We start from the raw sequence: 22,772 nt of genomic DNA, 5'->3' as shown, positions 1-22,772 counted from the left end.
ACGCCCGCACACAGGCGCACCCTCAAAGGGAGGCAGAATTTAGAAGCTAAAGCGCGCCTGTAGTTGTACCGTCCTGCTGCCCAGGGCGCCGCCCGCCACACCAAACGATGAATTCGGGCTCACCGTTCCATCCGGATTCGCTGAACCCAAAATGTTGTTGATCGTTGCGGTGTTGATATTCGTTTTGTTGAACAGGTTGTAGGTGTCGGCGCGAATTTCAAATTTTGCATTCTCGCCCAGGATCGGCATATTCGGCAGACCGAAAGCCTTCGTCAAGCTCGCGTCCAGGTTCTGATAGTTTGGCCCATTCAGGCTGTTGCGGCTGATTCCCGGCAGAGGCGCGGGAGCCGTGGCCGGAAAAGCAGGCCCCTGCACATAAGCCGGCGCACCGAAGAATGTCGTGCCGTCACCGCCGAAATTCGGGTTTACAGCCTGCTGAAAGACTTTGTTGTCCGTCTTTGTGCCATACCCCGTCAGAATGCTTCCCGGACGAAGCTGTCCATATCCGCTGCCTGAGTAGTACGGGTTGCCGTTCGTGTTGTAGAGAGGATTCCACGGGAATCCAGTATGCCAATTGAAGATGCCGCTCAGCGACCATCCGCCTGCAACCTTCTCAACCCAGCTATGGCTACCGCGGAAAAGCACTGGTTGCCATAGCCCGAATATTTTGAACGCATTCGCCACGTTGTAGTCCGAGCGCCCATACGCAGCGTGCGTGTCAAAGGGATAAGGATCCTCGGAATATGGCCCCGAATTCTCGTCCATCGCCCTCGCCCAGGTATATTGCCCCTCAAGCTGGAAGCCATGCGAGAAGTTGTGCTTCAGCGATGTGATCAGCGCATTGAAGTTCCCTGTCCCACTGTTCTGGTAGAAGTCCAGGTTGTTTACCTTCGGATTCAGAGCGAACCCATTGGCTGCTGCAATCGCATTCCAGTTGTTTTGTACGAACAGGTGCCGCATCTCGCTGCCTTGATAGCCAATCGTGGCCACGATGTCATACGGCATCTGGTACTGAACATCAAGTGAGTAGTGATAGTTCGAGATCGTCTTTGGATTTGGCAGGAAGCCCGTCACCGTAATCGGCGATCCGCTCACGGGCAGGTTATCCGGCCCGAAAGTTGTAACTGCATTCGGGTTTGGCGCATAGCCGAAAATGGAGTGGCTGTCGCCCGCGGTTTCATACAGGATTCCCGTCCCCGCACACGACGGATTTGCCGTGTATGGATACGAGCAGATAAAGTTCGCCTGTACCGCATTCGGTGGATTGCCGTTGCCGTTCGCCGTAATGGCAATTTCGTTCTGGTTGTAGTTGATGCCAAACCCGCCGCGGATCACAAGGTTGCCATTGTTCTGTTTCGGCAGCCAGGCAAAGCCAAACTGCGGACCCCAGTTGTTCTTCTGCGGCCCATACAGATTTCCGCCAACGCGGATATTCATGCCGTCCAGCGGGTTCGTGTTGGTCCCGAACCGGAAAACATCAAGATTGTCCTGCTTCGAGTACATCGCTCCGAAATACGACCAGCGCAGGCCAAGGTTCACTGTCAGGTTCGGCAGCATCTTGTAATCATCCTGTACAAAGAAGCCCCAGAGATCCTCACGGTTGTCCTGCCGGTTGGCAAAAGGAATACCAGTCGCCGAATCAAACTGGCCTGTCTCCTTGTAAGGCGCATCATTCGCAAAATCCCACAGGTTGTTGAAGAAGAACTGCGGACGCGCCGCGTATACAGGGTTGTTCAGGTAATACAGCCGGGTAAGCTCACCGCCGCCCTTGATACTATGCTTGCCCCAGATTTTGGTAAGTACATCGTTGTAGCTGTAAGTCCACTGATTCAAATTGCTTGGCCCGGGAGCACCGAAGTACTGAAACCCATTCTCGGTTCCAATTGTTCCAATGGCATCAATATTTGCCTGCGGCAAGCCAAAAGGTGCCTGAGGGTTGCTCGACACTTCGTTCCAGCGCCAGCCTGCAGCATTGGCCCGCGCTTGGTTTAACAGTGTTGGCGAGAAAGTATGATTCCAGATCACCGAGAACGCATCGTTCACCTGGGAATGGTGCCAGAAGTTTGCAGTGCGCACCGGCCCGTTGAAATCCGTAGTGCTCACCGGAACCCAATAGATTGCAAAACTCACGTGATCGTTTTGGGTAGCATTGGCGTCGAGTCTGCCGTTGTACTGTGACTGACTCGTTGTCGTTGGGTTGGTCGAGTTGAAATATGCCAGATCCGGCACGCCATCCAGCCCACCGCCAACGCCAGGATTATTTGAGCTACCACCGTAGGTCAGATCCTGCATGCCCACGCCATTCGTCAGCGGAGACCCCACGTCGAGCCCTCCGGAAACCGTGGCGCAATTCACGCCCTCCGTCAACCCAATCGACGCACAGGTGCGTTGAATGATTCCGTTCGACGAAACAGCCTCGCCCGGAAAAGTCAGATAGCTCAATGCAATTGGAGCTACACCGCTCAAAGAGTCAAACTGTGAGGTTTCATACCAACCCTGCGCTGTCGAAACGGTATCCAGGGGGCTGGTCTCCCAGTTGAAAAATGCAAAGAAGCGGTTCTTCCAGATAGGCCCGCCAAGGCTGCCGCCGTATTGGTTAAAGCGGTTGTTGTCACGATTGACGCCGCGCTGGGCCGCCGTTCCAGCAATATTCGAACCAACACCATTCCACCGTTGATATGCGTTCAATCCTGGCCGGGATGCCTTGAAGAAAGCGCTGCCGTGAAACTGATTGGTGCCGCTCTTCGACGTCACCTGAATCTGTGCTCCGCTGAAACGCCCATTCTCGGCGTCATAGCTGTTGGAAACGACTTTCATGTTATCCACGGAATCTTCGCTTGGCGTAATGACCGAAGTGCCGCCCCACACCGCGCTCACCGTGCTGATACCATCAATCGAAATGCTGTTGGTCTCGTACTGGCCGCCACGTGTTTGTATCTGGGGGCCATTCTCAGTCTGGAAGATGCCGCCGCTGCCGCCGCCAGTTCCACCCGGTCCCTGATTCCCCGGCAGATTGAATGATCCTCCGCCGCTGGCCTGAGAGGCGTCGCCAAAGACACCCGGCGTTAACTGCGCGAGCTGAAACACGTCGCGGTTGAAGGAAGGCAGGTGCTGGATCTGGTCGCTGCTGACTGTAGCGCTGACGGTGGCTGTCTGGGAGTCAAGCCCTACGGTGGTGCCCTGGACGGTTACCGTCGTGCTTACGTCTCCTGGTTCCAGTTGGATGTTGATAGAGTTCAACTGCTCAGGGATGATCTGCACCTGTGGCAGTACTTTTGTTTTAAATCCGTCCTTTTCTGCGGTGATGGAGAAGTGCGCCGGAGGCAAGGCACTGAAATTGTAGATTCCGGCATCGCTGCTGACGCTGACCTGCTGCTGGCCGGTATCGGTGTTGGTCAGGGTCACCTTTGCGCCTGGAACCAGCGCGCCGGTCGAATCGGTGACATTGCCGCGAATGGAGCCGTTGTATTGAGCGTGCGCCACTACGGTGATCGCGCATGCCAGGGCGAAGAAAGTCAACTGGCGGATGTGGCATGCAAAGGTCTGTTTTTGAGATTTTCGGTCCATGTTGCCTCCAAGTTGAATTACTTTGTTTTTCGTACTTAGTTCCTAGTTACCAATTAGCGCAACCGATTGTGCAAACAAGAACATGTAACATCGGCAAAATACCGCTGTCAAATTCAGGTAAGTGGTTACGGCGAGGTTAGAGCTCCGTGAATGCATCACTGGATCACTCTTTGGATGAAGCGAACAATGAGTCTCCTGCGATCGGAGAGCTGAGATTCAGAGTGTACGAATCAGGCGTCGTAAACGACGCCATTCGATCTAGTAACTGTAATTTTTGGATGCTGTTTGACGTCCCAGCTGAATCCCTCTGATCAAAATTGTTCTTGCCATACTCCAACATTAAGTGCTACGATGTGTAACGTTATGAAAAGTAGCACTATAAACGGTCATGATCCGGCGGAGCTGGGCGAACTGGAACTGAGCGTAATGCAGTTGATCTGGCAGCGCGCCATAGGCGATGGCGCTATCAGTGCTGAACAAGTGCGCGAAGATCTAGGGCGTCCGTTAAAAGACTCAACTGTCCGCACCGTGCTCCGGCGGTTGGAAGATAAGGGCTACCTGACGCACACGGTTGAGGGCCGTACCTATCTCTACCGCCCATCTGAAGGGCCGCAGAAGGTCGCGGGCCGCGCGGTGAAACGCATCATCGACTGGTTCTGCAATGGCTCGGTGGAGGCGTTGCTGGTGGGCATGGTGGACTCCGAAGTTTTGGACCAAAAGGAATTGACGCGCCTTGCGGAACGAATCGCCGCGGCAAAGAAAGGAAAGAAATAATGACGGCATGGATACTTGAATCCGCTCTTCGTTCCTTGTTGATGGCAGCGGTGGTATGGACAGGCATCAAGCTACTGCGCGTGCGCAATGTGGCCGTGCAGAAAACAGCATGGGTGCTGGTCCTGATGGCGGCGGTTGCGATGCCGGGCCTCGCAGGCTGGAATTTGCCGCAGCGACATGCGGCGGTAATTGTGCCAGTGCAGAAGTTCACGCCAGCGGTCAGTGTGCCCGATCTGGGAACTCCTTCGGAGACGGCGAGCGTAACGACGGCCACCGTCATTCCCTCGTTTCCAGAAACAATGCCAGTGCAGCGCTGGAGCTTCAGGCAATGGAAGAGCCTGGTCGCGCCTGTTTATCTGGCCATCTGCGGCGCGCTGCTGCTGCGGCTTTTCTTCGGGCTGGTGATGGCGCTGCGTATCGTACATCGCGCCGAGAAAACGTCGGCCCTGCTTGAGCCGCGGGCGCAAGTCCGAATCAGCGCCGATATTCAAACGCCGGTCACCATTGGTTCTACAATTGTGCTGCCGGAATCGCACGAAGACTGGGACCTGCGTAAATTGCGCGTGGTGATCGCGCATGAGCGTTCGCATGTGCGGCAGGGAGATTTTTATCTGCAACTTCTCGCGGGTCTATATGCGGTGTTTTTCTGGTTCAGTCCGTTGAGTTGGTGGCTAAGGAAGGAACTCTCTGATCTAGGTGAGGCAATTAGCGACCGCGCCGCGCTCGACGAAGCACGCAGCCGGGCCAACTATGCCGAGGTTCTGGTTGAGTTTGCGGCCATTCGCCGCCGCCCGCTGGCCGGAGTAGCTATGGCGCGATCGAGCAACGTTCGCCGGCGCATCGATCGGTTGTTGGTTGAGCAGAAATTCCGCAGCGCCTTTACCGCTTGCCGATGGCACCTGGCAGCAGCATCAATACTGGTTCCGGCGGCCCTGGTACTTGCAGTCGCGCTGGTACGCGTAGACGCGGCTCAGGCGATGCAGACGCCCGCCATGGCTCCTGTTGCGCAGGTCGCTCAGGCGATTGCCATACTACCTGCACCTTCTGTGAGGGCCGCAGTCCCGTCGGTGCCTGCAACGATCGCAAGCGTCGCAACGCCGGTGACTGTCCAGGAGAAAGCCGCTCAGGAGCCGGTGCATATCCATGAATTCACAGATGACGATGACAATTCCTACGCCATTGTCATCGGAGATTCGGCCAATGTGATGGGGTCGTGGCGTTCCGGCGATCGGTTCGACAAGGTGAAGAGCAAGATGCACGGAAACTACATCTGGTTCGAGCGCGACAGCAAATCGTATGTGATCGACGATCCGACTCTCGTCCAGAAAGCGCGTGAGTACTTCAAGCCGATGGAAGACCTCGGTCACCAGCAGGGTGAGTTGGGTGAAGAACAAGGCAGGCTTGGAGCCGAGCAGGGCAGGCTCGGCGCGATGCAGGCAAAGGCCAGTGCTCCCGCTCCCGATCTCTCGAAAGAAATTGCAGGCGTACAGGATGCCTTGCAGAAACTGCAGCAAGGCAAGCAAGTGGAAATGAGCCAGGAACAACTGGCCGGCATTCAGGCAAGGCTCGCCGACCTGGAGGGCCGGCTGGGCGACATGCAAGGCAAAATCGGCGAGAAACAGGCCGAGTTCGGAGAGCAGCAAGCGAAATTGGGTGAGCAACAGGCAAAGCTCGGGGAACAGCAGGCGGCTCTCGGCGAGCAGCAGGCAGCGGCGTCAAGAATAGCCTCGCAGAAGATGAAATCGCTGATTGACGGCGCCATGCAGCAGGGGAAAGCGCGTCAGGTGGAATAACGTTGCAACCGCAAAAATGCCCCGGGGCTTCGGTGAAAGCCTCGGGGCTTTTTTCACGCGTACTGCTTTGCTTTGGCAATAGCGATCTTATTGAGCGCGGCCCTGCGTTCTTTTCCATATTTATGAAGGGCTTTGTTCTTGGGTTTTTCCGCAATGGCGTTGGTCGTCTGCATAACTCCATCGATCCATTCGCGCAGACTCTTGTCCGCCGATGCTTTGCCGAGGTTTATGAGTTTTGGGGTTGAGTCGAGATACTGGATCTGCTGCCATTCGTCCAGGTCATGATTTACGAATGAAATGTAGCCGCCGGGAAGAAGCTGCCGCGGAGACTTGATGGAGCCGGTAAAGCTGTAACGCGTTGCAGGGGTGTCCAGAAGATCATAGTAATGCGGCGTGATGAAGTCGGAGACAACGACCCCATTGATCGTGTAGGCATACTTGTCGTCTTCGCAAGGGTCGCATGCCTCGACCAGATAGCCAAACTGCCCCGTGCCATCGACCACGTTCTTTCCCGCAATTTTGATGGCGACGGAAGACTGTAACCGGTTGCCATAGGGATCGACCAGCATCTCAAGGGTTTCGTGACTTGACGCGATGGTCCAGCCTTCGTTCTGCGGGCTGGCAATCACTTTGGCATAGGGCTGCTTATGCTTGTCGAGATGAAAGCCGCCTTCTCCTGGCGGCAGATTCTTCACCAGTTGCACGGGCCAGACACCGGCAGGAATTTTGTGAGGGCTTGGCAAGTAGATCACTGTTGCCTTCACATCCCAGAACTGCGGCAGATCGCGCGTTACCTGGATGTTGAGCGCAGCCGCCACCGACTGCACCAGATCAGGGTTGAGGCTTCCGGTTGTATCAACCAGGCCTAATTGAATGACGGACATGAGAATCCTCCTCGATGGATAGAGTGAAAAACGTGATGTTCACCCGCCTTGCATCCAGGGTGGGCAGTGTTAAGAGAGGGTCAGAACCAGGCAGGCGACTGATTGCCGGAACACTACTACAGGCAGAAAGACAGCACAACTGTTTTTCTGTCGCCTGAAAGGTAGTGGCGGCAAGATGTGAAGCGTTTCAGTTGCGCCTTACAATCAACCATGCGGGCAATCCATAAAGTCGACGAACTGAACTGGCGGTTTGCGCTCGACGACATAGCAACGATTACGGCCGGACAAGGCAGTTTGCCGAAGCTGCGCATCGCCTGCTCTGAGGCAGAAGCGGACATCTACCTGCACGGAGCACAGGTGACATCATGGCGTCCGGCAGACACTGAGGAAGTCATTTTCTTAAGCGACCACTCGCGTTTCGAAGATGGAAAGGCCATTCGCGGTGGCATCCCCATCTGTTTTCCCTGGTTCCGCGCAAAAGCTGATGATCCAAAGGCCCCGGCGCATGGATTTGTGCGGACAAAGGCATGGCAGCTTGATTCCATTCAGCAGGAGCAGGGTTCAGTCGTCGTGACGCTTTCAACCGAAAACGATGAGACAACGCAGCGCTGGTGGCCGCAGGAATTTCGCATCGAGCACCGCATCACAGTTGGCGCGGAACTGAAGCTGGAACTCACAGTTACGAATATGGATTCAGGTCCATTTCTTTTTGAAGAGGCTCTGCATACTTATCACCGCGTTGGAGAGATAGATCAGATTCGCGTGGCTGGTCTTGATGGAGCAGCATACCTCGACAACACGGATGCCAACCGTGAGAAGATGCAACGCGGCGATATCGTGATGACTCAGCCGACGGACAATGCTTATCTCAATACTCAAAGCGCACTTGAATTGATCGATCCTGCGCTGCGCCGGCGCATCCGAATTGTGAAGTCAGGTTCGCGATCCACTGTCGCCTGGAATCCGTGGGAAAGCGGAGCGAAGGCTCTGGCTGACCTCGGAGACGACGAATGGCCGCGCTTCGCCTGCGTTGAGGCCAGCAACATTCTGGGCTGCGCAGTCTCTCTCGCTTCCGGCGAACGGCACACAATGACTGCGACGATCAGCGTTGCCTCTAGTTAAATCCGCGCCGCGTCCGCCGCTGCGCCCATTCATCCACTTCGTGTTCGGGTTCTCGCTCGCTGCGTGAAGGGCCGCGCGCCTTGTCCTGTGCCGCGAAGCCGCGTTCTTCGGTCCGGCTGAGACGGTGATGCGCATACATCCCTTCCAGCAGGAATTCTGCCGCAGCCACTAAATGCTCAGGATCGGAACTGGACTTGATCTTCAGCGGAATGAGCTTTTCCGTGAGTCCCTGTATCTGCTTCAACTCGGCGGCGATGGTCTTTGCAGGCTGGTCATCATCGAATTTGATTGTCCCGCCGAGGTTGAACCATTGCTCGATCTGCTGTGTGTTCGTCTCGCCAAAATATGTGTCGAAGATTTTGCCAACGGCGATTCGCAGAATCTCACGCACGACAGTATCAGCGCCGCGCATCTCGCCCTCATATTCGAGTTCCAGCTTTCCGGTAATGCCCGGCAGCGCCGCATAAAGGTCGCCTACACGCGGCATTACCAGCAACTCACCGTGGAGCAAGGCCCGGCGTTCGGCGTTGGAGATAACGAGGTCCATCGTCGAAATCGGCAGGCGCTGGCTTACCCCGCTGCGCTTATCAACCTTTTTGTCTTCGCGCGCGGAGAAGGCAATCTGTTCGATGATCTCGCGCATGTGCTGCGGAATTTCAAGCCTGCCCAGGTTACGCTGGCTCCAGGTCTCCTGTGCGGTGATGGCGATGCCTTCTTCCAGCGTCTCCGGATAATGCGTGCGGACCTCCGAGCCGATGCGGTCTTTGAGTGGCGTCACGATTTTGCCGCGTGCCGTGTAGTCTTCCGGGTTCGCGCTGAAGACCAGGGCCAGATCAAGCGCGAGCCGCACCGGGTAGCCTTTAATCTGCACGTCGCCTTCCTGCATGATGTTGAAGAGAGCGACTTGGATTTTTCCGGCCAGATCAGGCAGCTCATTGATGGCAAAAATGCCGCGATTGGCGCGAGGCAGCAGGCCGTAGTGCATGGTCAGCTCACTTGCTAAATCCTGTCCGCCTCGCGCGGCCTTGATCGGGTCGAGATCGCCGATCAGGTCGGCGACGGTCACGTCAGGAGTTGCCAGCTTTTCAACATAGCGCTCGTCGCGTCCCATCCACATAATCGTAGTGGCATCGCCCTTTTCGGCCACCAGATCGCGGCAACGCCGGCACAGCGGATGATAGGGGTTGTCGCGGATTTCGCAGCCGGCAATGTATGGTGTCTGCTCGTCGAGCAGCGCCGTCAGAGCGCGAAGGATGCGGCTCTTGGCCTGTCCGCGCAGCCCAAGCAGGATGAAGTTCTGCTTCGACAGCACCGCATTCACAATCTGCGGAACAACCGTGTCTTCATAGCCGATGATGCCGGGGAAGATTGTCTCCCGCGATTTGAGTCGGGCGATCAGGTTTTCGCGCAGTTCATCCTTCACGCTGCGTGATTGGAGACGCGCTTCAGAAAATGCGGAGCTTTTGCGCAGCTCACCGCGCGTTCGCGGCAACGAATGGTTGGTCGGCATCATGACTCCTGCAGTTAGTATGACTGGTTTTTTGAATGGATGTGTGAGGTGAGAATCCGCGCAGCTTTTCTTGCGCTGAGAGATCACATTACCTGCCCATTGCCGGCGGCCACGCGGTTCGTAAGGGCCCCCATACGCAGTTTGGGCAGCATAGTCTTGTAGAACTCGCAAAGCATCTGTGTGCGCTCCGCGTCTGAGCGGATAGCGAGCAGTTGCTGCTTGAATCCAAGATCGGCGGGCAAGGCCCAGGCAAGCTGAAAGGCAATCGGCCGATCCAGATTCACATGGGCGGGCTGGTGACCTACTCCGGCGAGTTCCAGCACTTCAAAGTGCAGGGCCAGGCATTCTTCGCGCGATTGCCGGGTAGACTCGACGTCCTCGTCAGTGAAGAAATCCACCTCCGCCTGCAAAAATGCGCGCGAATTATCAAGCTGCTCGATCTCAAAGCGGTCACCGCCATCGCATAAGATGTCCAGTTTCCCATCTTCGTATTCGTGCAGGACGCGTGCGATCCGCGCCATGCAGCCGATGACGGCCAGTCCTTCACGCTGCGCGCGCACCACGCCGAAGCCGCTTTTCTGCGCAAGGCATTCGCCAATCATTTCTTTGTAGCGCTCTTCAAAAATATGCAGGGGCAGGGGCGTCCCCGGGAAGAGCACGACATCCAGCGGGAACAGGGGGACTTTCATGACGCATGACATTATGCGCGTTTTCGCCAAGAAGGGAAGCCGCCTGTATTTATTTGTTTTGATAATCCGCGATATTGCGGCTTTGAAGTTATCCGGCCAGGTCAAGGTCGTCGAGCATGGCCTGCATCTCGCTCAAGGCGTGTTGATTGCCTGTGCGCTGCGCGCTGGCGATGCCTTGGGTCAGCTTCGCTTTGGCCTCGTCAGTTCGCCCTGCTTTCGCCAGCGTCTGCGCAGCCATGAAGTATCCGGCGGTGTAGTCCGGGTGATCTGAGAGCAGGCGCTGAAACTCCTGCAGAGAAGTTTCAACGCTACCCTGGCTGGCGTATTCCATCGCCAGGCCATAGCGAGCGAAGGCGTTGGTCGGGTCCAGAGTGAGTATCTCGGTGAGAGCGGCAATCTTGTCCATTCGCTTGATTATTTCGCGGCATAGTGGCGGAAGCAAACCGCTCGCTGCCTCTGTTCTTGCTTTAATCAGCGCCATTGCCGAAACTGATAGGTGGTCTTTGAATGCAGCATGGCTGTTTGGCGTGTCTGCTTTGGCCAAGCTTAAGAGAGGCAAGTATTGATGAATTTTTCCGGTCACTCACGTCCCGTGCGCACGGTAGCCGAGTCGCAGTCGGAGATGACGGAGCTGATTCTGCCGAACGACACCAACACGCTCAACAATCTGCTGGGCGGGCGGTTGATGCACTTCATCGACTTGGTTGGCGCGATGGCCGCTTACCGCCATGCGCGCACCCATGTTGTGACCGCGTCAATGGACCACATTGATTTCATCGCGCCTGTGCATGTGGGCGACCTGCTGATTCTTAAGTCGTCGCTGAATCGCGCTTTCAATACCTCCATGGAAGTGGGCGTGAAAGTTTGGGTCGAGAACACCATTGCTGGGACGCATCGGCACGTTGCGTCGGCGTATCTAACATTTGTCGCGGTTGATTCGCAGGGTCGGCGCGTTCCGGTTCCCGAGCTTGTTCCGGAAAATGAGGAACAGCAGCACCGTTACGAGGATGCAGGCCGCCGGCGCGAACTACGACAGAAGGAACTCGAGCACAAGCGGGCGAAGAAATCAGGCGAGGCCGTTGCCTCGGTTCGCATTTAATCAGAAAGCAGGAACTCTATGGCACATGGACATGCACCCCAGCCGCCGGCGCCTCAACCGCTGCCCGGAGTGGCGAATATCGTGGCAATCGGTTCGGGTAAAGGCGGAGTAGGCAAGACCACGCTCGCAGTCAACGTCGCGGTTGCGCTGGCGAAGCTCGGCCACAAGGTCGGCCTCATCGACGCCGACATCTATGGCCCCAACGTTCCGCTGATGCTCGGCACCGGGCAGCAGCCGCGCGTACTGCAAAACAACCAGATTGAGCCGAACTTCGCGCATGGCATCAAGGTCATCTCCGTAGGCTTTATTTCGCCCGGAGACAAGCCGCTGGTGATGCGCGGGCCGATGCTGCACCAGATCATTCGCCAATTTTTGCAACAGGTGGAGTGGGGCGAGCTTGACTTCCTAATTGTCGATCTGCCTCCAGGCACTGGCGATGTGGTCATCTCGCTCGTCCAGACGGTTCCGCTCACCGGCGCGGTTGTGGTTTCGACTCCCTCCGACGTTTCACTGCAGGACGCGCGCAAGGCGCTTGAGATGTTCCACCAGGTCAACGTTGAGGTGTTGGGCATTGTCGAGAACATGAGCCACTTGTCTTGTCCGTATTGCCACAAAGAGATTGACATCTTCTCTAAGGGCGGCGCGGAGCGGACGGCGAAGCAATTCAATGTGCCATTCCTCGGATCGGTCGAGCTTGACCCGGAGATCCGGCAGGGCGGCGACAAGGGACTGCCGATTACCCTGCTCGGCGAGACGTCAGCCAAGGCCCGGGACTTCTATTCCGTTGCTCGACAGGTGGCGGCGCGGGCGCAGGAGCAATCGGCCAAAGCGGAGAACGTGTTCGAGATCAGCTAGGATACCCTCCCCCTGGCATTCTGTACGGGAATCCTTTGTTTTCAATAGTTTAGAGGTATCATTCCATACGGAGATCGTTTATTTTCAATCACTTGCGATCAAAACAGCAAAGGCATGGCTTTTGGGCCATGCCTTCATTCTTAGTATACCAAATTAAGCGGTAATTCCCCGCAAGGTTGTCGTGCATCTATGTCATTGATTTTGCACATAATTATGGCCGGATTCATCGTGCAGGGGCTTGACAGGGTTTTGACAAGTCCGGGGGCTGAAGCCCCTCAGGGTTGCGAGCTTTTTCACTGGCCTAAAGGCCAGTGCTTCTACCTTTGCGTAAAGGCCAATGCTAAACGACACTTTTGGCAGCGGCGATTAAAGAAATTAGCAAAGGCCGGAGAGGTTTCTCCGGCCTTTGTGCGGTTCTGGGGTGAGGGGCTTTTATGCAGACTGCTTCACGGACGCGGCCTTGACGCGAGCGGCGAGGCGGCTCTTGTAGCGCGAGGCGGTGTTGCCGTGGAGAACGCCCTTCTGCACGCTTTTGTCGAGGGCAGAGACGGTCTGCTTGAACTGCTCGTTGATCTGGGCGGCGTCACCCTTGGCGAGGGCCTCGCGCAGCAGGCGCAGGCTGCCGCGGACGCGGCTCTTGTTGGCGCGGTTCACCGCCGTCTTTCTCTCAGTCTGGCGGGAGCGCTTCAACGACGAAACATGGTTGGCCATGATGAATCCTTAACTTTCCTTCTGGGGATAGGGATGCAGGCAGAAGAGACGCAAAAGCCACATCCCCCGCAAAATATAAGTGTATGGGATTTTGGGGGTTGGGTCAACTGGACTGTGCCGTATTGCCCATTTGACCCCTCAACTTATGGCTCTTTACCTTGGGCTTAATTTCTCAACGCATTGGAGGTACTATTTCCAAGGATGGACAAGACCTTGGTTGCATTAAATATTCTCACGATACTTGCGGTCGTTGCCGGACCGATAATCGCGCTTCAGATTCAGCGGAAACTTGATAGAGATCGTGAGGCGCGCAATCGGAAAATGTGGATTTTTAAAACACTTATGTCACTTCGCGCAACGGCTCTTTCTCCAACCTTTGTGCAAGCCCTAAATCAGATAGATGTCGAATTCAATGCCGACAACGAAAAAGAGAAGGCGGTCCGAGGTGCTTGGAGAGTTCTCCTAGATCATTATGTCGACCTTGCACATGCCGCTGAACCGAACTCGCCGACTCTCCTTGAGAAGAGTATTCAGCTAAAAACGAATCTATTGCTCGTCATGGGTAGATGTCTGAACTACGACTTTGATGAAGTTCAGATTAAAAAAGGTTCTTATTATCCCACAGGACTTGGGGATGTCGAGACGGAGCAGAACTTGATAAGGCGAGGTTTGCTCAATGTGCTTTCCGGCAGAGCTCGAATACCGGTGGCAGTATTTGAAGAGAAATTTCCGGCAATTACCATAGCACCACTGAAAGAGCCATCGGCACCAGAAAGCTAGGGGGCTAAAGCCTTTACCTTCGAAAGCTTCAATACCATCCCTGGGCCGTCCTGATTTATTAAGTTTGCTGATCCTTTGATTACACTGCCATCGATCGCACCTTGCACTTCGAGATCAAAATCTCCCTTGATTCCCATCACATTCGTGATGTTCGGAGCAAAGTTACGAACAAGAACACGGGCGGAAAGGTTTTTGCCGTTGCTTTGGTATGTTCCTGTGTAGACGAATCCATTGTCTCCGCCTAGTAGCTGTCCATTTACGAAGACAATGACACCGCCGTCACCGCCATGGACGCCCTCATACTGAACAATCCACAAACCTTCAATCATTGAATTCACTCTAACGTGGAATATTAATATCTATAATCCATCCGGGCGGTGTGGCCCAAGTCTTAGGGTGCCCCACATCTCGTTTCTGAGATGACGATTACGGGATGCCAATCAGCAAACCCGCGCTCATCCCAATGGATTGCTGATGCCCTTTCGCAAAGCTGCGGTCGTAGGCGGGTTCGAGGAACCAGCCGAAGCGATGTTTGCCGGTTGGCCAGAACATGAAGTCTCCCGCTACCTCGCCAGCGATGGAATTGCTTGTGTTTCCGTTCTGCCTCAGATGGACCCACTCAGGGCCGACGCCGAACATGAACTCTGCTTTTTGCGACAGGGTCCACGGCTTCTTGAAGAGCAGGTCGGTGTCCCATTCTGTAGAGTTTGCTGTGTAGTAGGGGGACACGCCTGCCTCGAGTTCCAACCAATTTTCGATGGGCGTGACTTCCGCTGCGAGATTTGGGGCGAAGGTGGCCGCACCTCCGCTGAGGTTCCAGCTTGTGGCTGCGCCGAGTTCAAGAATGGCGATCGGGTCTTTGTTCTCGGGTGCGTTTTGCGGATGGCTGACGGCGGCCTGGGTAGATGTCTGCGCATAGACAGGCAGACACAAAAACGAAAGCAGGCACGCTGCTGCGAGCGTGAACATGGGCGAACGCATCGATATTTCCAGAATAACTTGTGAGGTTTAATTCCTCGCCGAAGTGCGGAAGGACAAGCCAGGCCGACCTATCCTTGGACAACTAATCGAGCGCTGTTAAAGAGTTGCAACCGCGAGATGGCTACTTCCTTCACGGAGTCGATGACCGAAGGAAGAAACTTGTAGGGAACGACTTCTTTTGGATGCTGGGTCAGGCTGGCTTCCAGACCTTGCCTCCACGCAACGCGCAGCTCGGTATTGATGTGGATGATGTTGATGCCGGCGGCGATGGCTTTGCGGAAGTCCTCGTCGTCGGTGCCTGAGCCGCCGTGCAGCGTCAACGGCACCCCGGTGGCCTTCTTGATGGCGGCGATCCTGTTGATGTCGAGGTGCTTCCTCGCTTCTCCCTGCACCATGCTGGCCGACATGCCGTGCATGTTGCCGACGGCCGGGGCCAGAATGTCGATGCCTGTTGCTTCGACGAATTGTTTTGCTTCTTCCGGCGTCGTCAATCCCTTGGAGACGTCCATCATCGTCTCGCGGACTTCGGAGCCGGTGCCGATGTCGCCGATCTCGCCTTCGATGAGGATGGAAGGTGAAATGGATTTGAGCGCGATGACGCCTTCCTTCGTCTGGCGCACATTCTCTTCCAGAGGCAGTGCGGAAAGATCGAAGACGATGGAGTCAAAACCGGCCTTAGCCGCTTCTTCTGCCTTGGCAAGCGAGTGCGTGTGGTCCGCATTCAGGTAGATCGGCACATCGGATTCTTCGCGGAAGCTCCTGACCAGGGCCGCGATCTGGTGCACTCCCATGAAGTCGCGCTCACCCTGGGACGCGCCCACGAGGACGGGAACCTTCAGCTCTTGGGCGGCGTTAACAACGGCTTTCAGCAAAATCAGGTCGGAGATATTGAAATGGCCGATGGCCACTCCGCTGCGTTGAGCCTGGTCGAGAACTTCATGGAGCGTTTGCATGGGGGACCTCGTTTCTGCTTTGGATGATCGCACCCTGATTTTGCGCCGATGTTAACGAACTCAACCGGGCGCGCCTACGACGACGGAGAATGTACCGTCGCGGGTGTCTGTCAGATAGATGCCACTCCAGTGGTCGTAGCTTCAACCGGGCGTCGATGGAAGAAGAGCTGCCGCAATCTATCCTCGCCCAGAACCCTGCGCACTTCGCCGTAGGCGAAGAAGGGGATAAGCACAACGAACATGATCGGTGTGACGCAAGTGATTCCCTTCAGGGTGCCACCGGCGATCTCGGTAATGCTCTGCTCGAAAGGCCTATGGTGAAAGAGGGCGGGTGGCCCAGGTCTTAAGGAGGGTGCCCCACATCTCGCTTCTGAGATGTGGGTTCGATGATCCCATGTCTCAAAAGCGAGACCCTTCGGCTCGGCTCAAGGCAGGCTATGGGGCACCCCGGCTAAGTAGAAAAATGGGTCTTGGCTTGGCCAAGACTTCGCACGAATTTCATTCGTGCGAGTCCTTCGACTTCCCCTTCGTTCCGCTCAGGGTTCGCTCAGGATGACGTCGGTTAGAAGAAAAAGCCCGGGGCTAGAGCCCCTCTTACGCTGCTTCTATTTCACTGGCCTGAAGGCCAGTGCTTTCACCAAGCCTTGCTTACGCAAGGCGGTCCCATGTCTCAGAGCGAGCCCGTTTGACTCCGCTCAGGGCAGGCTATAGGGTAACCCGGCACCGAAACACAGGGCGCTAAGATGGGGCACTCGGCCGGACTGGTGAAGAGGATGTTGAAGAGTTTTAGAGAAGATTCTGTTACCTCTGGGGCTAAAGCCCATGTATTTTGCGTGCTTGCGGCATGGCTAAAGCCATGCCCTTACGAAACACGAGTTTCTCTGCAGTCGATGAAGAAGCCTTCAATTCACCTGTCTTTTACCTGGGCTTTCGCAACGCGGTCCACGTCTCAAAAAAACGCAGCACCTCGCTTCGCGGAGTAGAATCCCTGCAATCTAATTTGGAGCTACCTTATGAATGCTCTCAAATTGCTGCGTTCAGTTGCTGTTGTTACCTTTGCGATCTTTGCCATGCGTCGACTTTGTCGCAGCAACTAGAACCTAAATGCGTAGAGAACTCTCCGGAGCGGCATGGCGGCATTGGATGCAGTTACGTAGAAAATAAAGTGCTGACCGGAACATTGAAAGAGCCGCTGTACTGGCACATTGATCGTTTCGAGGACGGCGAGAAAGCGCGCGCAGCTGTCGGTCCTGACAAGTGTTGCATTTGAAGGACATGGAGCGTGGTGGCTTCTGTCAATAGAGTCAACGGTCGATGACCACCATGGAGGCGCGCATGTGAATCAGGTCTTGCTTCCGCCTCTTCCACCAGCACCAAAATATTCCATGCTGGTCATCTCTTCCTACATCCCGGCTGGGCTGACTTCACGCGTGCATCACCACTCGGGCGTCGAGATGTTCTACGTGCTGGATGGCGAGCAGTGTCTGGAGACGCCGACGCAAGGCTATCCGATGAAAAAGGGAGATGTGCTGATTCTTCCAACCGGCCTTACCATGCAGATGGTCGTGACGGGAACGGCGCCTCGACGAGCACTTGCGGCGGTGATCTATGACGCGGCGCAGCCTTCCACAACGCCGACGGAGAATGCGCCGCCGCTGATTCCCTGTAAGTAGCTGCCATTCGGGCCTGTGCCGCAATGCGATCCCATGTCTCAAAATCGAGACCCTTCGGCAAGCTCAAGGCAGGCTGTGGGGCACCCCGGCTTTTCAGGCTTGTTCAGGCTGGCTTTCCACCGGGCGTCCATGGAAGAAGAGCTGCCGCAATCTATCCTCGCCCAGAACCCTGCGCACTTCGCCGTAGGCGAAGAAGGGTATGAGCACAACGAACATAATCAGTGTGACGCAGGTGATTCCCTTCAAGGTGCCACCGGCGATTTCGGTAATGCTCTGCGCGAAAGGCCGGTGGTGAATGAGGCCGACAATACCGACCTCCAGAATCTTGAAAAAGGCCAGCAGGATAGAAAACAAGGCGGATTTGAGAACGGTCGGGTAGATGAGCGGCACATCCTCGGCCATCTCGCCAAGGTGGAACGCCTGGGCCAGGATGATGATCTTTCCGAGGGCAAGCGCATTGATGAGCGCGAGGCCGCGCGTCTCAATACTGACACTTTCCTCGGCCAGAATTACCGATTTGTACTCGACCAGGAGGGCAAAGATCACCCAAAGATAAAAGGCGACAACGAGGAATTTCCTGGTCTCCTCTATGATGACCTGCTTTACGGTTCGACGCGGTATCGCCATGTCATCACCCTCCATAACATCTTTTCGGCAGGGGTAACCAATACCCGCTGTATGTCGCCAGCGCATTATTGCGGGTTGTGCCAGCCTCCGATATCGGCAGCCAGAGCGTCTGCTTCGACGGGACCCCAGGAGCCGGGTTCATACTCGTAAGCCGGAGTTACGTTTCCCAATATATGCTGCACGACCATCCAAGACAGCTCAACTGCATCTTCCCGCACGAAAAGCGCGGAATCGCCCCGCATGGCGTCGGTAAGCAGACGTTCGTAAGGATCTACTTCGTCTCCCTGGGCATGATCGACGGCTGTCAACTCGATGGGCATAAGTGTAGCCCGCACACCCGGTTTCTTTACCTGAAGGCCAGCCGCGAGAGAGACATCAGGGCCAAGGCGGAAGCGGAAATAGTTGTTCGTTGCGCGGACCTTCACCAATGGCGGCCTCTTGAGCGTGACCATTACTTCTGTCGCAGTCGTCTTCAAACATTTGCCCGTTCGAATGAGAAAGGGCACGCCCTCCCAGCGCCATGAGTCCACTTCGAAGCGCAATGCGGCGTAAGTCTCCACTTCAGAATTGGGGGCTACTCCCGGTTCATTGCGATAGCCCTGAAATTGACCTCGCACGAGCTGGGAGGGCTGGATGGGCGGAATCATGCGGAAGACTTTCACCTGTTCATCGCGAATGGAGTCGGAGTACATCAGGGTCGGCGGTTCCATGGCCAGCAGAGCCACTACCTGGAGCATGTGGTTCTGGACGACATCGCGGATGGCGCCCGATTCCTCGTAGAACTTGCCTCTTCCACCGACGCCGAACTTCTCCGCCATGGTGATCTGCACGCTTTGCACATAATTCCGGTTCCAGATCGGTTCAAGGAAGGTGTTGGCAAAGCGGAAGAAAAGGAGGTTCGCCACAGTCTCTTTGCCCAGGTAGTGGTCGATACGAAAAATTTGAGACTCGGGAAAGGCCGTGTGAAGTGTCGCATTCAGCTTCCTTGCGGACGCGACATCGCGTCCGAATGGCTTTTCCACGATGATGCGAGCGTTTGCAGCGCACCGTGAACGCTGTAGCGCTTCAGTCACAACACCAAACAGGCTGGGTGGAATAGCGAGATAGTGAGCCGGCCGCCGGGCGTCGCCGAGTTCTCTTCGCAGCGCTGCGAAGGTTGCGGGATCGGAGTAGTCGCCATCAATGTAGCGCAGCAATCCAATCAACTGCGCGAAGGCCGCATCTTCTTTGCCATCGCCGTGCTCCCTGATGCTGTTACGGGCGCGCTCACGAAGCTGATCAATCGTCCAGCCGGACTTTGCCACTCCAATCACGGGGCCGGTTAAAGTTCTATGCCGGACCATGTTGTGCAAAGCAGGAAAGATCTTTTTGTAGGCAAGATCGCCCGATGCTCCGAAGAATACGAAGGCATCGGACTCCGGCATTGCGGTCGGCTGATCCTCTATGTGACTGTCTTCCTGGGTCATTGTGCTTCGACTAAGTGGAACAGGTCACACCGGGTATTTGAACTGTAAGAATTATCAGTTGTTTCGTGCGATAGACATTAATGTGTAAAAACGGCCGCGCGGCAGAGTTTTCGATGCAGGTTGAATTCTTTTAACTATTCGCGGGGGACTCCTCTGGGAATGGATACTATGCTGGACTTGAGTATTCGAAAGCTAATCCGGAGAAGATGAAAACAACAGCTACGGTAAGTCAGATTCAACGCGGCCGCGGACTCTATGTGGGGCTGTCGATTTTTTTCATCGCTCTGGTCTTTACCGGCTTTTCGCGGACCTATTTTCTGAACGAATATTTTGAGAAGGTCGCGCTAACGCAGCTCCTGCATGTGCATGGGGTGGTATTCAGCATGTGGTTTGCGTTGTTCGCAGCCCAGGTCGCGCTGGTCGCAGCGGGGCGGACGGATCTGCATCGCCGACTAGGGGTGGCAGGCGCCCTGCTGGTCTGCATCATGGTTCCGCTTGGACTCACGGTTGCGATTCATGCAGAGAAATCCGGGCAATTAGGGACTCCGTCGAGCGCGATTGCCTTTGCGCGTCTAGTGATACCGTTCTTCGACATTACGGTGTTTGGGACGCTGGCAATTGCCGGATTGCTCTTTCGACGGAGGCCGCAAGTTCACAGAAGGCTGATGACGCTGGCGACCTTCAGCATTCTTACACCGGCGATTGTGCGCATTCCGCTCAACCTTATTCAGAGACACGGGGTATATCCCCCGTATCTGATCGCCATGCTTCTCATGCTGCTTTACATTGCCTGCGACACGGTTTCGCACAAGGAACTGCATCCGGCCTGCCGCTGGGGCGGACTCTTCTTTGTGCTGAGTGTGCCTTTTCGCTTTGCGATTAGCGGTACGGCGGCGTGGTTGGCGTTTGCACAATGGCTTACGCGCTGATGCAGCCGCGCAGCCGGGCGTTTTCTCTTTCGAGTTCTTCGATGCGACGTTGCACAGGCTCAATGGCGCTGTTCAGTTCTTCCTGCGTGTAGCGCGGGGTGATGTGCTGAGTGCAGTTCCAATCGAAGGCTTCGACATGAATGAGGATGGCGCGCTCGGTGGGTGATTTCTCGCCGGGCATGCGCAGCATCTCGATCAACTGGCGTGCCTGATCGTCGTCTTCGTGGACCTCCGCGTGGCCGAGAATCTTGAGACGGCTCTGCGAGGGATAATCCATAAGAAAGAGCGCGATACGGTCATTGTGTTCGAGGTTACCGGCGCTGACGTACTGCATGTTGCCGCGCAGGTCGACGAAGCCGAGGGTCTGGTCGTCGAGCACGTGGAGAAAGCCTTTAGGGCCACCGCGATGCTGGATGTAGGGCCACCCGGTTTCGCTGACCGTGGCCATGTAGAAGCTGTCGCGGGTGCAGACCATGGTCTGCTCGTCGGCACCGAGATGGCTGCCGGGGATGAAAGACTGTTCAACTCGCTCGTAAGCGTGGCGGCTGCCATGCTTTTGCTGCTGTGCTTTCACGAGTGGCGTGAAGGCGAGTTCGGCGTATCGTCGGCCCATGGTTCACCGGCTTTCTTCAGGCTTATTTGAGATTCGCGGAGTGGGTGTTCGGATGCAGCGAACGAGGCTGATTCGCTTTGAATATCAAACTTAATACCTGGGAATTTGTCAGAGTTTACCGGGCTCCGAGCACTTCGCGCGCATAGGCATCTACACTCTTGAGCTTGATTCCGAACTCCTGTTGGATCGGCTTCATTTCCATCGCGTCCCCATTCAAATATCCGAGCATCAGCGCGGCAAAGCTCTTCTGCATGGAATCTGTGGCTTCCGCAAACTGCGCGCACAGGAATTCTTCCGGAACATGCTCCACTTTGAATGGCTTGCCGCCGATCTTTTCAAAGCGCGCGATTACTTCGAGGGGGGTCAGTGCTTCCGGGCCGCCGAACGCGAGCGTCCTGCGGTCTGCCGCCGGATTCTCAAGGGCAAGCGCGCACATTTCAGCAACGTCACCGGAGGAAATCCAACTGATCGGGCTCGTGCCCGGCCCATAGACTCGCGCGGCAGCATTTGGGTAATCGAAGCCGAGCGCAGGACTTAGCCAGACTTCCATGAAGAAGCTTGCCTCAATGATGGTAAAGTTCATGCCCGCAATGGCGTTCTCGATACGCATTTTTGCCTCTGCCAGAGGGACGGATATGCCTTGTGGCTTGCGAAAAGAAACAAAGACAAATCGATGGACCTTAGCGGCTTTCGCGGCTGCAACCAGATTCAGTTGCCCCGCGTCATCGACTGATTCGATTGAATCACCTTCCGCGCGTGACAAAGTGGAGCTTGCCGTTGAGACAATCGCGTTTATGCCACGGCAGGCAGTGGCAAGCGATTCAGGTTGTTTCAGGTCTCCGAGGCACAGTTCGATACCTGCCGATCGCAATGCCTCAACTTTGTTTTTGTCGCTGGTTGTGCGCACCAGCGCTCTTACCTGTTGGCCACGCTTCGCTAATCTGCGGCAGACGTCGCTTCCTACAAGCCCAGTAGCACCCACAACGAGAATCATGTGATTTCTCCTGGTGAGCGCAATTTATATCACAGGTGAGTGATTCAGCAGATGTATTCGGGAATCGTCCGTTGCGGAATGCAGGGCGCCGCGACGGGCGCCCCATTTGCGAACTTCACGCGCGACCGGTCTTCTTGGCCATGCTGTAGAGAAAGAGCGTAAAGACGAGGAAGCCACCTATGCCGCCGATAACATCTCCGCCATCACTGGCTGCGGATGTGGCCCTCTTAGGTTTTGCGGGCGTCGCCTTGCGCATCCGTGACCAGGTGAGTCACCGAGGTCTGCGCATTCTTAAGGCGCGCGGCAAAGGCCGGCGAGCTTTTGGATTCTGACTGGATCTTTTTTGCGAGCACGGGGAAGAAGTCCGGCTCGAGCTTTGCGACTTGCGCTGAGACACGCGCATAGGGATTGATGGGTGGTACTGAGTGGCCGGGATCACTGGCGAATCCCATATAGCCGAAGGCCAGGAGCGATTTGAAGGTTAAATTTTTTAGAGCAGCGCCAAACGACTTTGCCCCGCACAGATTCTGGACGCGGTCGAGACACCAGTCTCTCAGGTTGTTCGTGGGGAGTGTTGGCGGTGGCGCTGGAAGGTTCAGGAAGGACTTGTAGCCTTCGACAAGTTGCGTGCCAGGATCGACGATCCCGATGGCATGGTTGACATGTTCGATTGCTGTTTGGAATTGCATGAGCACATCCTCGGAAAATAAAGTGCCGGGGCGATGTGGTGTCCAGGAATTGCCGAGACCACA

Annotated in this window: 23 protein-coding genes; 9 read left to right on the top strand and 14 right to left on the bottom strand. The window is 55.7% G+C overall.

The window, feature by feature from the left end:
* Positions 1-39: 39 nt before the first annotated feature.
* Positions 40-3,567: a carboxypeptidase-like regulatory domain-containing protein gene (locus tag VEV40_RS07020; protein WP_324831147.1), complete on the bottom strand. Its 3,528-nt coding sequence runs from the start codon at positions 3,565-3,567 to the stop codon at positions 40-42.
* A gap of 363 nt (positions 3,568-3,930) precedes the next feature.
* Between VEV40_RS07020 and VEV40_RS07015 the strand changes: the two genes are divergently transcribed.
* Together VEV40_RS07015 and VEV40_RS07010 are read left to right on the top strand one after the other, a co-directional pair.
* Complete coding sequence (locus VEV40_RS07015; RefSeq protein ID WP_324831146.1) at positions 3,931-4,341, top strand: BlaI/MecI/CopY family transcriptional regulator; 411 nt, start codon at positions 3,931-3,933, stop codon at positions 4,339-4,341.
* Positions 4,341-6,134: a M56 family metallopeptidase gene (locus tag VEV40_RS07010; protein ID WP_324831145.1), complete on the top strand. Its 1,794-nt coding sequence runs from the start codon at positions 4,341-4,343 to the stop codon at positions 6,132-6,134. The genes VEV40_RS07015 and VEV40_RS07010 overlap by 1 nt, the downstream gene beginning before the upstream one ends.
* A gap of 53 nt (positions 6,135-6,187) precedes the next feature.
* Here the strand turns inward: VEV40_RS07010 and VEV40_RS07005 are convergent, their stop codons facing one another.
* Entirely contained in the window at positions 6,188-7,018 is an 831-nt protein-coding gene (locus VEV40_RS07005; RefSeq protein ID WP_324831144.1) for a hypothetical protein, read from the bottom strand.
* A 177-nt stretch (positions 7,019-7,195) separates the two neighbouring features.
* On the opposite strand from VEV40_RS07005, the gene VEV40_RS07000 reads away from it, so the two are divergent.
* Positions 7,196-8,140 carry a D-hexose-6-phosphate mutarotase gene (locus tag VEV40_RS07000; protein ID WP_324831142.1) on the top strand — a complete coding sequence of 315 codons (945 nt, stop codon included), beginning with the start codon at positions 7,196-7,198 and terminating at the stop codon, positions 8,138-8,140.
* On the opposite strand, the gene VEV40_RS06995 is transcribed toward VEV40_RS07000, so the two are convergent.
* From VEV40_RS06995 to VEV40_RS06985, 3 genes are all read right to left on the bottom strand, one after another.
* On the bottom strand, positions 8,133-9,650 hold the full coding sequence (locus tag VEV40_RS06995) for a magnesium chelatase (RefSeq protein ID WP_324831155.1): 1,518 nt from the start codon (positions 9,648-9,650) through the stop codon (positions 8,133-8,135). The genes VEV40_RS07000 and VEV40_RS06995 overlap by 8 nt on opposite strands.
* 83 nt (positions 9,651-9,733) lie before the next feature.
* Entirely contained in the window at positions 9,734-10,339 is a 606-nt protein-coding gene (locus tag VEV40_RS06990) for an LON peptidase substrate-binding domain-containing protein (protein WP_324831141.1), read from the bottom strand.
* An 88-nt stretch (positions 10,340-10,427) separates the two neighbouring features.
* Complete coding sequence (locus tag VEV40_RS06985) at positions 10,428-10,820, bottom strand: tetratricopeptide repeat protein (RefSeq protein WP_324831140.1); 393 nt, start codon at positions 10,818-10,820, stop codon at positions 10,428-10,430.
* A gap of 84 nt (positions 10,821-10,904) precedes the next feature.
* On the opposite strand from VEV40_RS06985, the gene VEV40_RS06980 reads away from it, so the two are divergent.
* Both VEV40_RS06980 and VEV40_RS06975 read left to right on the top strand, forming a co-directional pair.
* A complete protein-coding gene (locus tag VEV40_RS06980) occupies positions 10,905-11,438 on the top strand; it encodes an acyl-CoA thioesterase (protein WP_324831139.1) in 534 nt (177 codons plus the stop codon).
* A gap of 18 nt (positions 11,439-11,456) precedes the next feature.
* The gene (locus tag VEV40_RS06975; protein ID WP_324831138.1) at positions 11,457-12,293 is read left to right on the top strand and encodes an Mrp/NBP35 family ATP-binding protein; all 837 of its coding nucleotides are present in this window, start codon (positions 11,457-11,459) and stop codon (positions 12,291-12,293) included.
* 432 nt (positions 12,294-12,725) lie between these two features.
* Here the strand turns inward: VEV40_RS06975 and rpsT are convergent, their stop codons facing one another.
* The gene (gene rpsT, locus VEV40_RS06970; RefSeq protein ID WP_324831137.1) at positions 12,726-13,004 is read right to left on the bottom strand and encodes a 30S ribosomal protein S20; all 279 of its coding nucleotides are present in this window, start codon (positions 13,002-13,004) and stop codon (positions 12,726-12,728) included.
* A 201-nt stretch (positions 13,005-13,205) separates the two neighbouring features.
* Between rpsT and VEV40_RS06965 the strand changes: the two genes are divergently transcribed.
* Positions 13,206-13,784, top strand: a complete 579-nt coding sequence (locus tag VEV40_RS06965; protein WP_324831135.1) for a DUF6680 family protein — start codon at positions 13,206-13,208, stop codon at positions 13,782-13,784.
* Here the strand turns inward: VEV40_RS06965 and VEV40_RS06960 are convergent.
* From VEV40_RS06960 to VEV40_RS06950, 3 genes are all read right to left on the bottom strand, one after another.
* Complete coding sequence (locus VEV40_RS06960) at positions 13,781-14,113, bottom strand: GrlR family regulatory protein (RefSeq protein ID WP_324831133.1); 333 nt, start codon at positions 14,111-14,113, stop codon at positions 13,781-13,783. The two genes, VEV40_RS06965 and VEV40_RS06960, sit on opposite strands and share 4 nt — an antisense overlap.
* Positions 14,114-14,210: 97 nt before the next feature.
* Positions 14,211-14,765, bottom strand: coding sequence for a hypothetical protein (locus VEV40_RS06955; RefSeq protein WP_324831132.1), 555 nt, complete (start codon positions 14,763-14,765; stop codon positions 14,211-14,213).
* 68 nt (positions 14,766-14,833) lie between these two features.
* Complete coding sequence (locus VEV40_RS06950) at positions 14,834-15,718, bottom strand: class II fructose-bisphosphate aldolase (protein ID WP_324831131.1); 885 nt, start codon at positions 15,716-15,718, stop codon at positions 14,834-14,836.
* Between the two features lie 844 nt (positions 15,719-16,562).
* Here VEV40_RS06950 and VEV40_RS06945 point away from each other — a divergent pair.
* Entirely contained in the window at positions 16,563-16,988 is a 426-nt protein-coding gene (locus tag VEV40_RS06945) for a hypothetical protein (RefSeq protein ID WP_324831129.1), read from the top strand.
* Positions 16,989-17,055: 67 nt separating this feature from the next.
* Entirely contained in the window at positions 17,056-17,391 is a 336-nt protein-coding gene (locus VEV40_RS06940; protein ID WP_324831127.1) for a cupin domain-containing protein, read from the top strand.
* A gap of 93 nt (positions 17,392-17,484) precedes the next feature.
* Here VEV40_RS06940 and VEV40_RS06935 read toward each other — a convergent pair whose 3' ends face one another.
* Together VEV40_RS06935 and zwf are read right to left on the bottom strand one after the other, a co-directional pair.
* A complete protein-coding gene (locus tag VEV40_RS06935; RefSeq protein ID WP_324831125.1) occupies positions 17,485-18,018 on the bottom strand; it encodes a hypothetical protein in 534 nt (177 codons plus the stop codon).
* Between the two features lie 65 nt (positions 18,019-18,083).
* Positions 18,084-19,442, bottom strand: a complete 1,359-nt coding sequence (zwf, locus tag VEV40_RS06930; protein WP_324831123.1) for a glucose-6-phosphate dehydrogenase — start codon at positions 19,440-19,442, stop codon at positions 18,084-18,086.
* Positions 19,443-19,690: 248 nt separating this feature from the next.
* Between zwf and VEV40_RS06925 the strand changes: the two genes are divergently transcribed.
* Positions 19,691-20,413, top strand: a complete 723-nt coding sequence (locus VEV40_RS06925) for a hypothetical protein (RefSeq protein ID WP_324831121.1) — start codon at positions 19,691-19,693, stop codon at positions 20,411-20,413.
* Here VEV40_RS06925 and VEV40_RS06920 read toward each other — a convergent pair.
* The 3 genes from VEV40_RS06920 to VEV40_RS06910 all read right to left on the bottom strand — a co-directional run bounded on the left by VEV40_RS06920 (position 20,403) and on the right by VEV40_RS06910 (position 22,709).
* Entirely contained in the window at positions 20,403-21,026 is a 624-nt protein-coding gene (locus VEV40_RS06920) for a pyridoxamine 5'-phosphate oxidase family protein (RefSeq protein WP_324831119.1), read from the bottom strand. The genes VEV40_RS06925 and VEV40_RS06920 overlap by 11 nt on opposite strands.
* Before the next feature lie 115 nt (positions 21,027-21,141).
* The gene (locus tag VEV40_RS06915; protein ID WP_324831118.1) at positions 21,142-22,020 is read right to left on the bottom strand and encodes an SDR family oxidoreductase; all 879 of its coding nucleotides are present in this window, start codon (positions 22,018-22,020) and stop codon (positions 21,142-21,144) included.
* A 227-nt stretch (positions 22,021-22,247) separates the two neighbouring features.
* Positions 22,248-22,709 (bottom strand): hypothetical protein, encoded by a 462-nt coding sequence (locus VEV40_RS06910; protein WP_324831116.1) that lies wholly within the window; start codon positions 22,707-22,709, stop codon positions 22,248-22,250.
* Between the last annotated feature and the right edge of the window lie 63 nt (positions 22,710-22,772).

It is taken from the genome of Alloacidobacterium sp., from assembly GCF_035631355.1.
Lineage (GTDB): Bacteria > Acidobacteriota > Terriglobia > Terriglobales > Acidobacteriaceae > Alloacidobacterium.
This window is presented reverse-complemented; position numbering and strand designations above follow the sequence as displayed.

Excerpts from the sequence above, each read along its gene's own strand:
- VEV40_RS06910 (WP_324831116.1), bottom strand. The coding sequence starts at position 22,709 with ATGCAATTCCAAACAGCAATCGAACATGTCAACCATGCCATCGGGATC.
- VEV40_RS06935 (WP_324831125.1), bottom strand. The coding sequence starts at position 18,018 with ATGGCGATACCGCGTCGAACCGTAAAGCAGGTCATCATAGAGGAGACC.
- VEV40_RS06925 (WP_324831121.1), top strand. The coding sequence starts at position 19,691 with ATGAAAACAACAGCTACGGTAAGTCAGATTCAACGCGGCCGCGGACTC.
- VEV40_RS06915 (WP_324831118.1), bottom strand. The coding sequence starts at position 22,020 with ATGATTCTCGTTGTGGGTGCTACTGGGCTTGTAGGAAGCGACGTCTGC.
- rpsT (WP_324831137.1), bottom strand. The coding sequence starts at position 13,004 with ATGGCCAACCATGTTTCGTCGTTGAAGCGCTCCCGCCAGACTGAGAGA.
- VEV40_RS06985 (WP_324831140.1), bottom strand. The coding sequence starts at position 10,820 with ATGGCGCTGATTAAAGCAAGAACAGAGGCAGCGAGCGGTTTGCTTCCG.
- VEV40_RS06955 (WP_324831132.1), bottom strand. The coding sequence starts at position 14,765 with ATGCGTTCGCCCATGTTCACGCTCGCAGCAGCGTGCCTGCTTTCGTTT.
- VEV40_RS07005 (WP_324831144.1), bottom strand. The coding sequence starts at position 7,018 with ATGTCCGTCATTCAATTAGGCCTGGTTGATACAACCGGAAGCCTCAAC.
- VEV40_RS06960 (WP_324831133.1), bottom strand. The coding sequence starts at position 14,113 with ATGATTGAAGGTTTGTGGATTGTTCAGTATGAGGGCGTCCATGGCGGT.
- VEV40_RS06920 (WP_324831119.1), bottom strand. The coding sequence starts at position 21,026 with ATGGGCCGACGATACGCCGAACTCGCCTTCACGCCACTCGTGAAAGCA.
- zwf (WP_324831123.1), bottom strand. The coding sequence starts at position 19,442 with ATGCCGGAGTCCGATGCCTTCGTATTCTTCGGAGCATCGGGCGATCTT.
- VEV40_RS06945 (WP_324831129.1), top strand. The coding sequence starts at position 16,563 with ATGGCTAAAGCCATGCCCTTACGAAACACGAGTTTCTCTGCAGTCGAT.
- VEV40_RS06975 (WP_324831138.1), top strand. The coding sequence starts at position 11,457 with ATGGCACATGGACATGCACCCCAGCCGCCGGCGCCTCAACCGCTGCCC.
- VEV40_RS06950 (WP_324831131.1), bottom strand. The coding sequence starts at position 15,718 with ATGCAAACGCTCCATGAAGTTCTCGACCAGGCTCAACGCAGCGGAGTG.
- VEV40_RS06980 (WP_324831139.1), top strand. The coding sequence starts at position 10,905 with ATGAATTTTTCCGGTCACTCACGTCCCGTGCGCACGGTAGCCGAGTCG.
- VEV40_RS06995 (WP_324831155.1), bottom strand. The coding sequence starts at position 9,650 with ATGCCGACCAACCATTCGTTGCCGCGAACGCGCGGTGAGCTGCGCAAA.
- VEV40_RS07010 (WP_324831145.1), top strand. The coding sequence starts at position 4,341 with ATGACGGCATGGATACTTGAATCCGCTCTTCGTTCCTTGTTGATGGCA.
- VEV40_RS06990 (WP_324831141.1), bottom strand. The coding sequence starts at position 10,339 with ATGAAAGTCCCCCTGTTCCCGCTGGATGTCGTGCTCTTCCCGGGGACG.
- VEV40_RS06965 (WP_324831135.1), top strand. The coding sequence starts at position 13,206 with ATGGACAAGACCTTGGTTGCATTAAATATTCTCACGATACTTGCGGTC.
- VEV40_RS07020 (WP_324831147.1), bottom strand. The coding sequence starts at position 3,567 with ATGGACCGAAAATCTCAAAAACAGACCTTTGCATGCCACATCCGCCAG.
- VEV40_RS07015 (WP_324831146.1), top strand. The coding sequence starts at position 3,931 with ATGAAAAGTAGCACTATAAACGGTCATGATCCGGCGGAGCTGGGCGAA.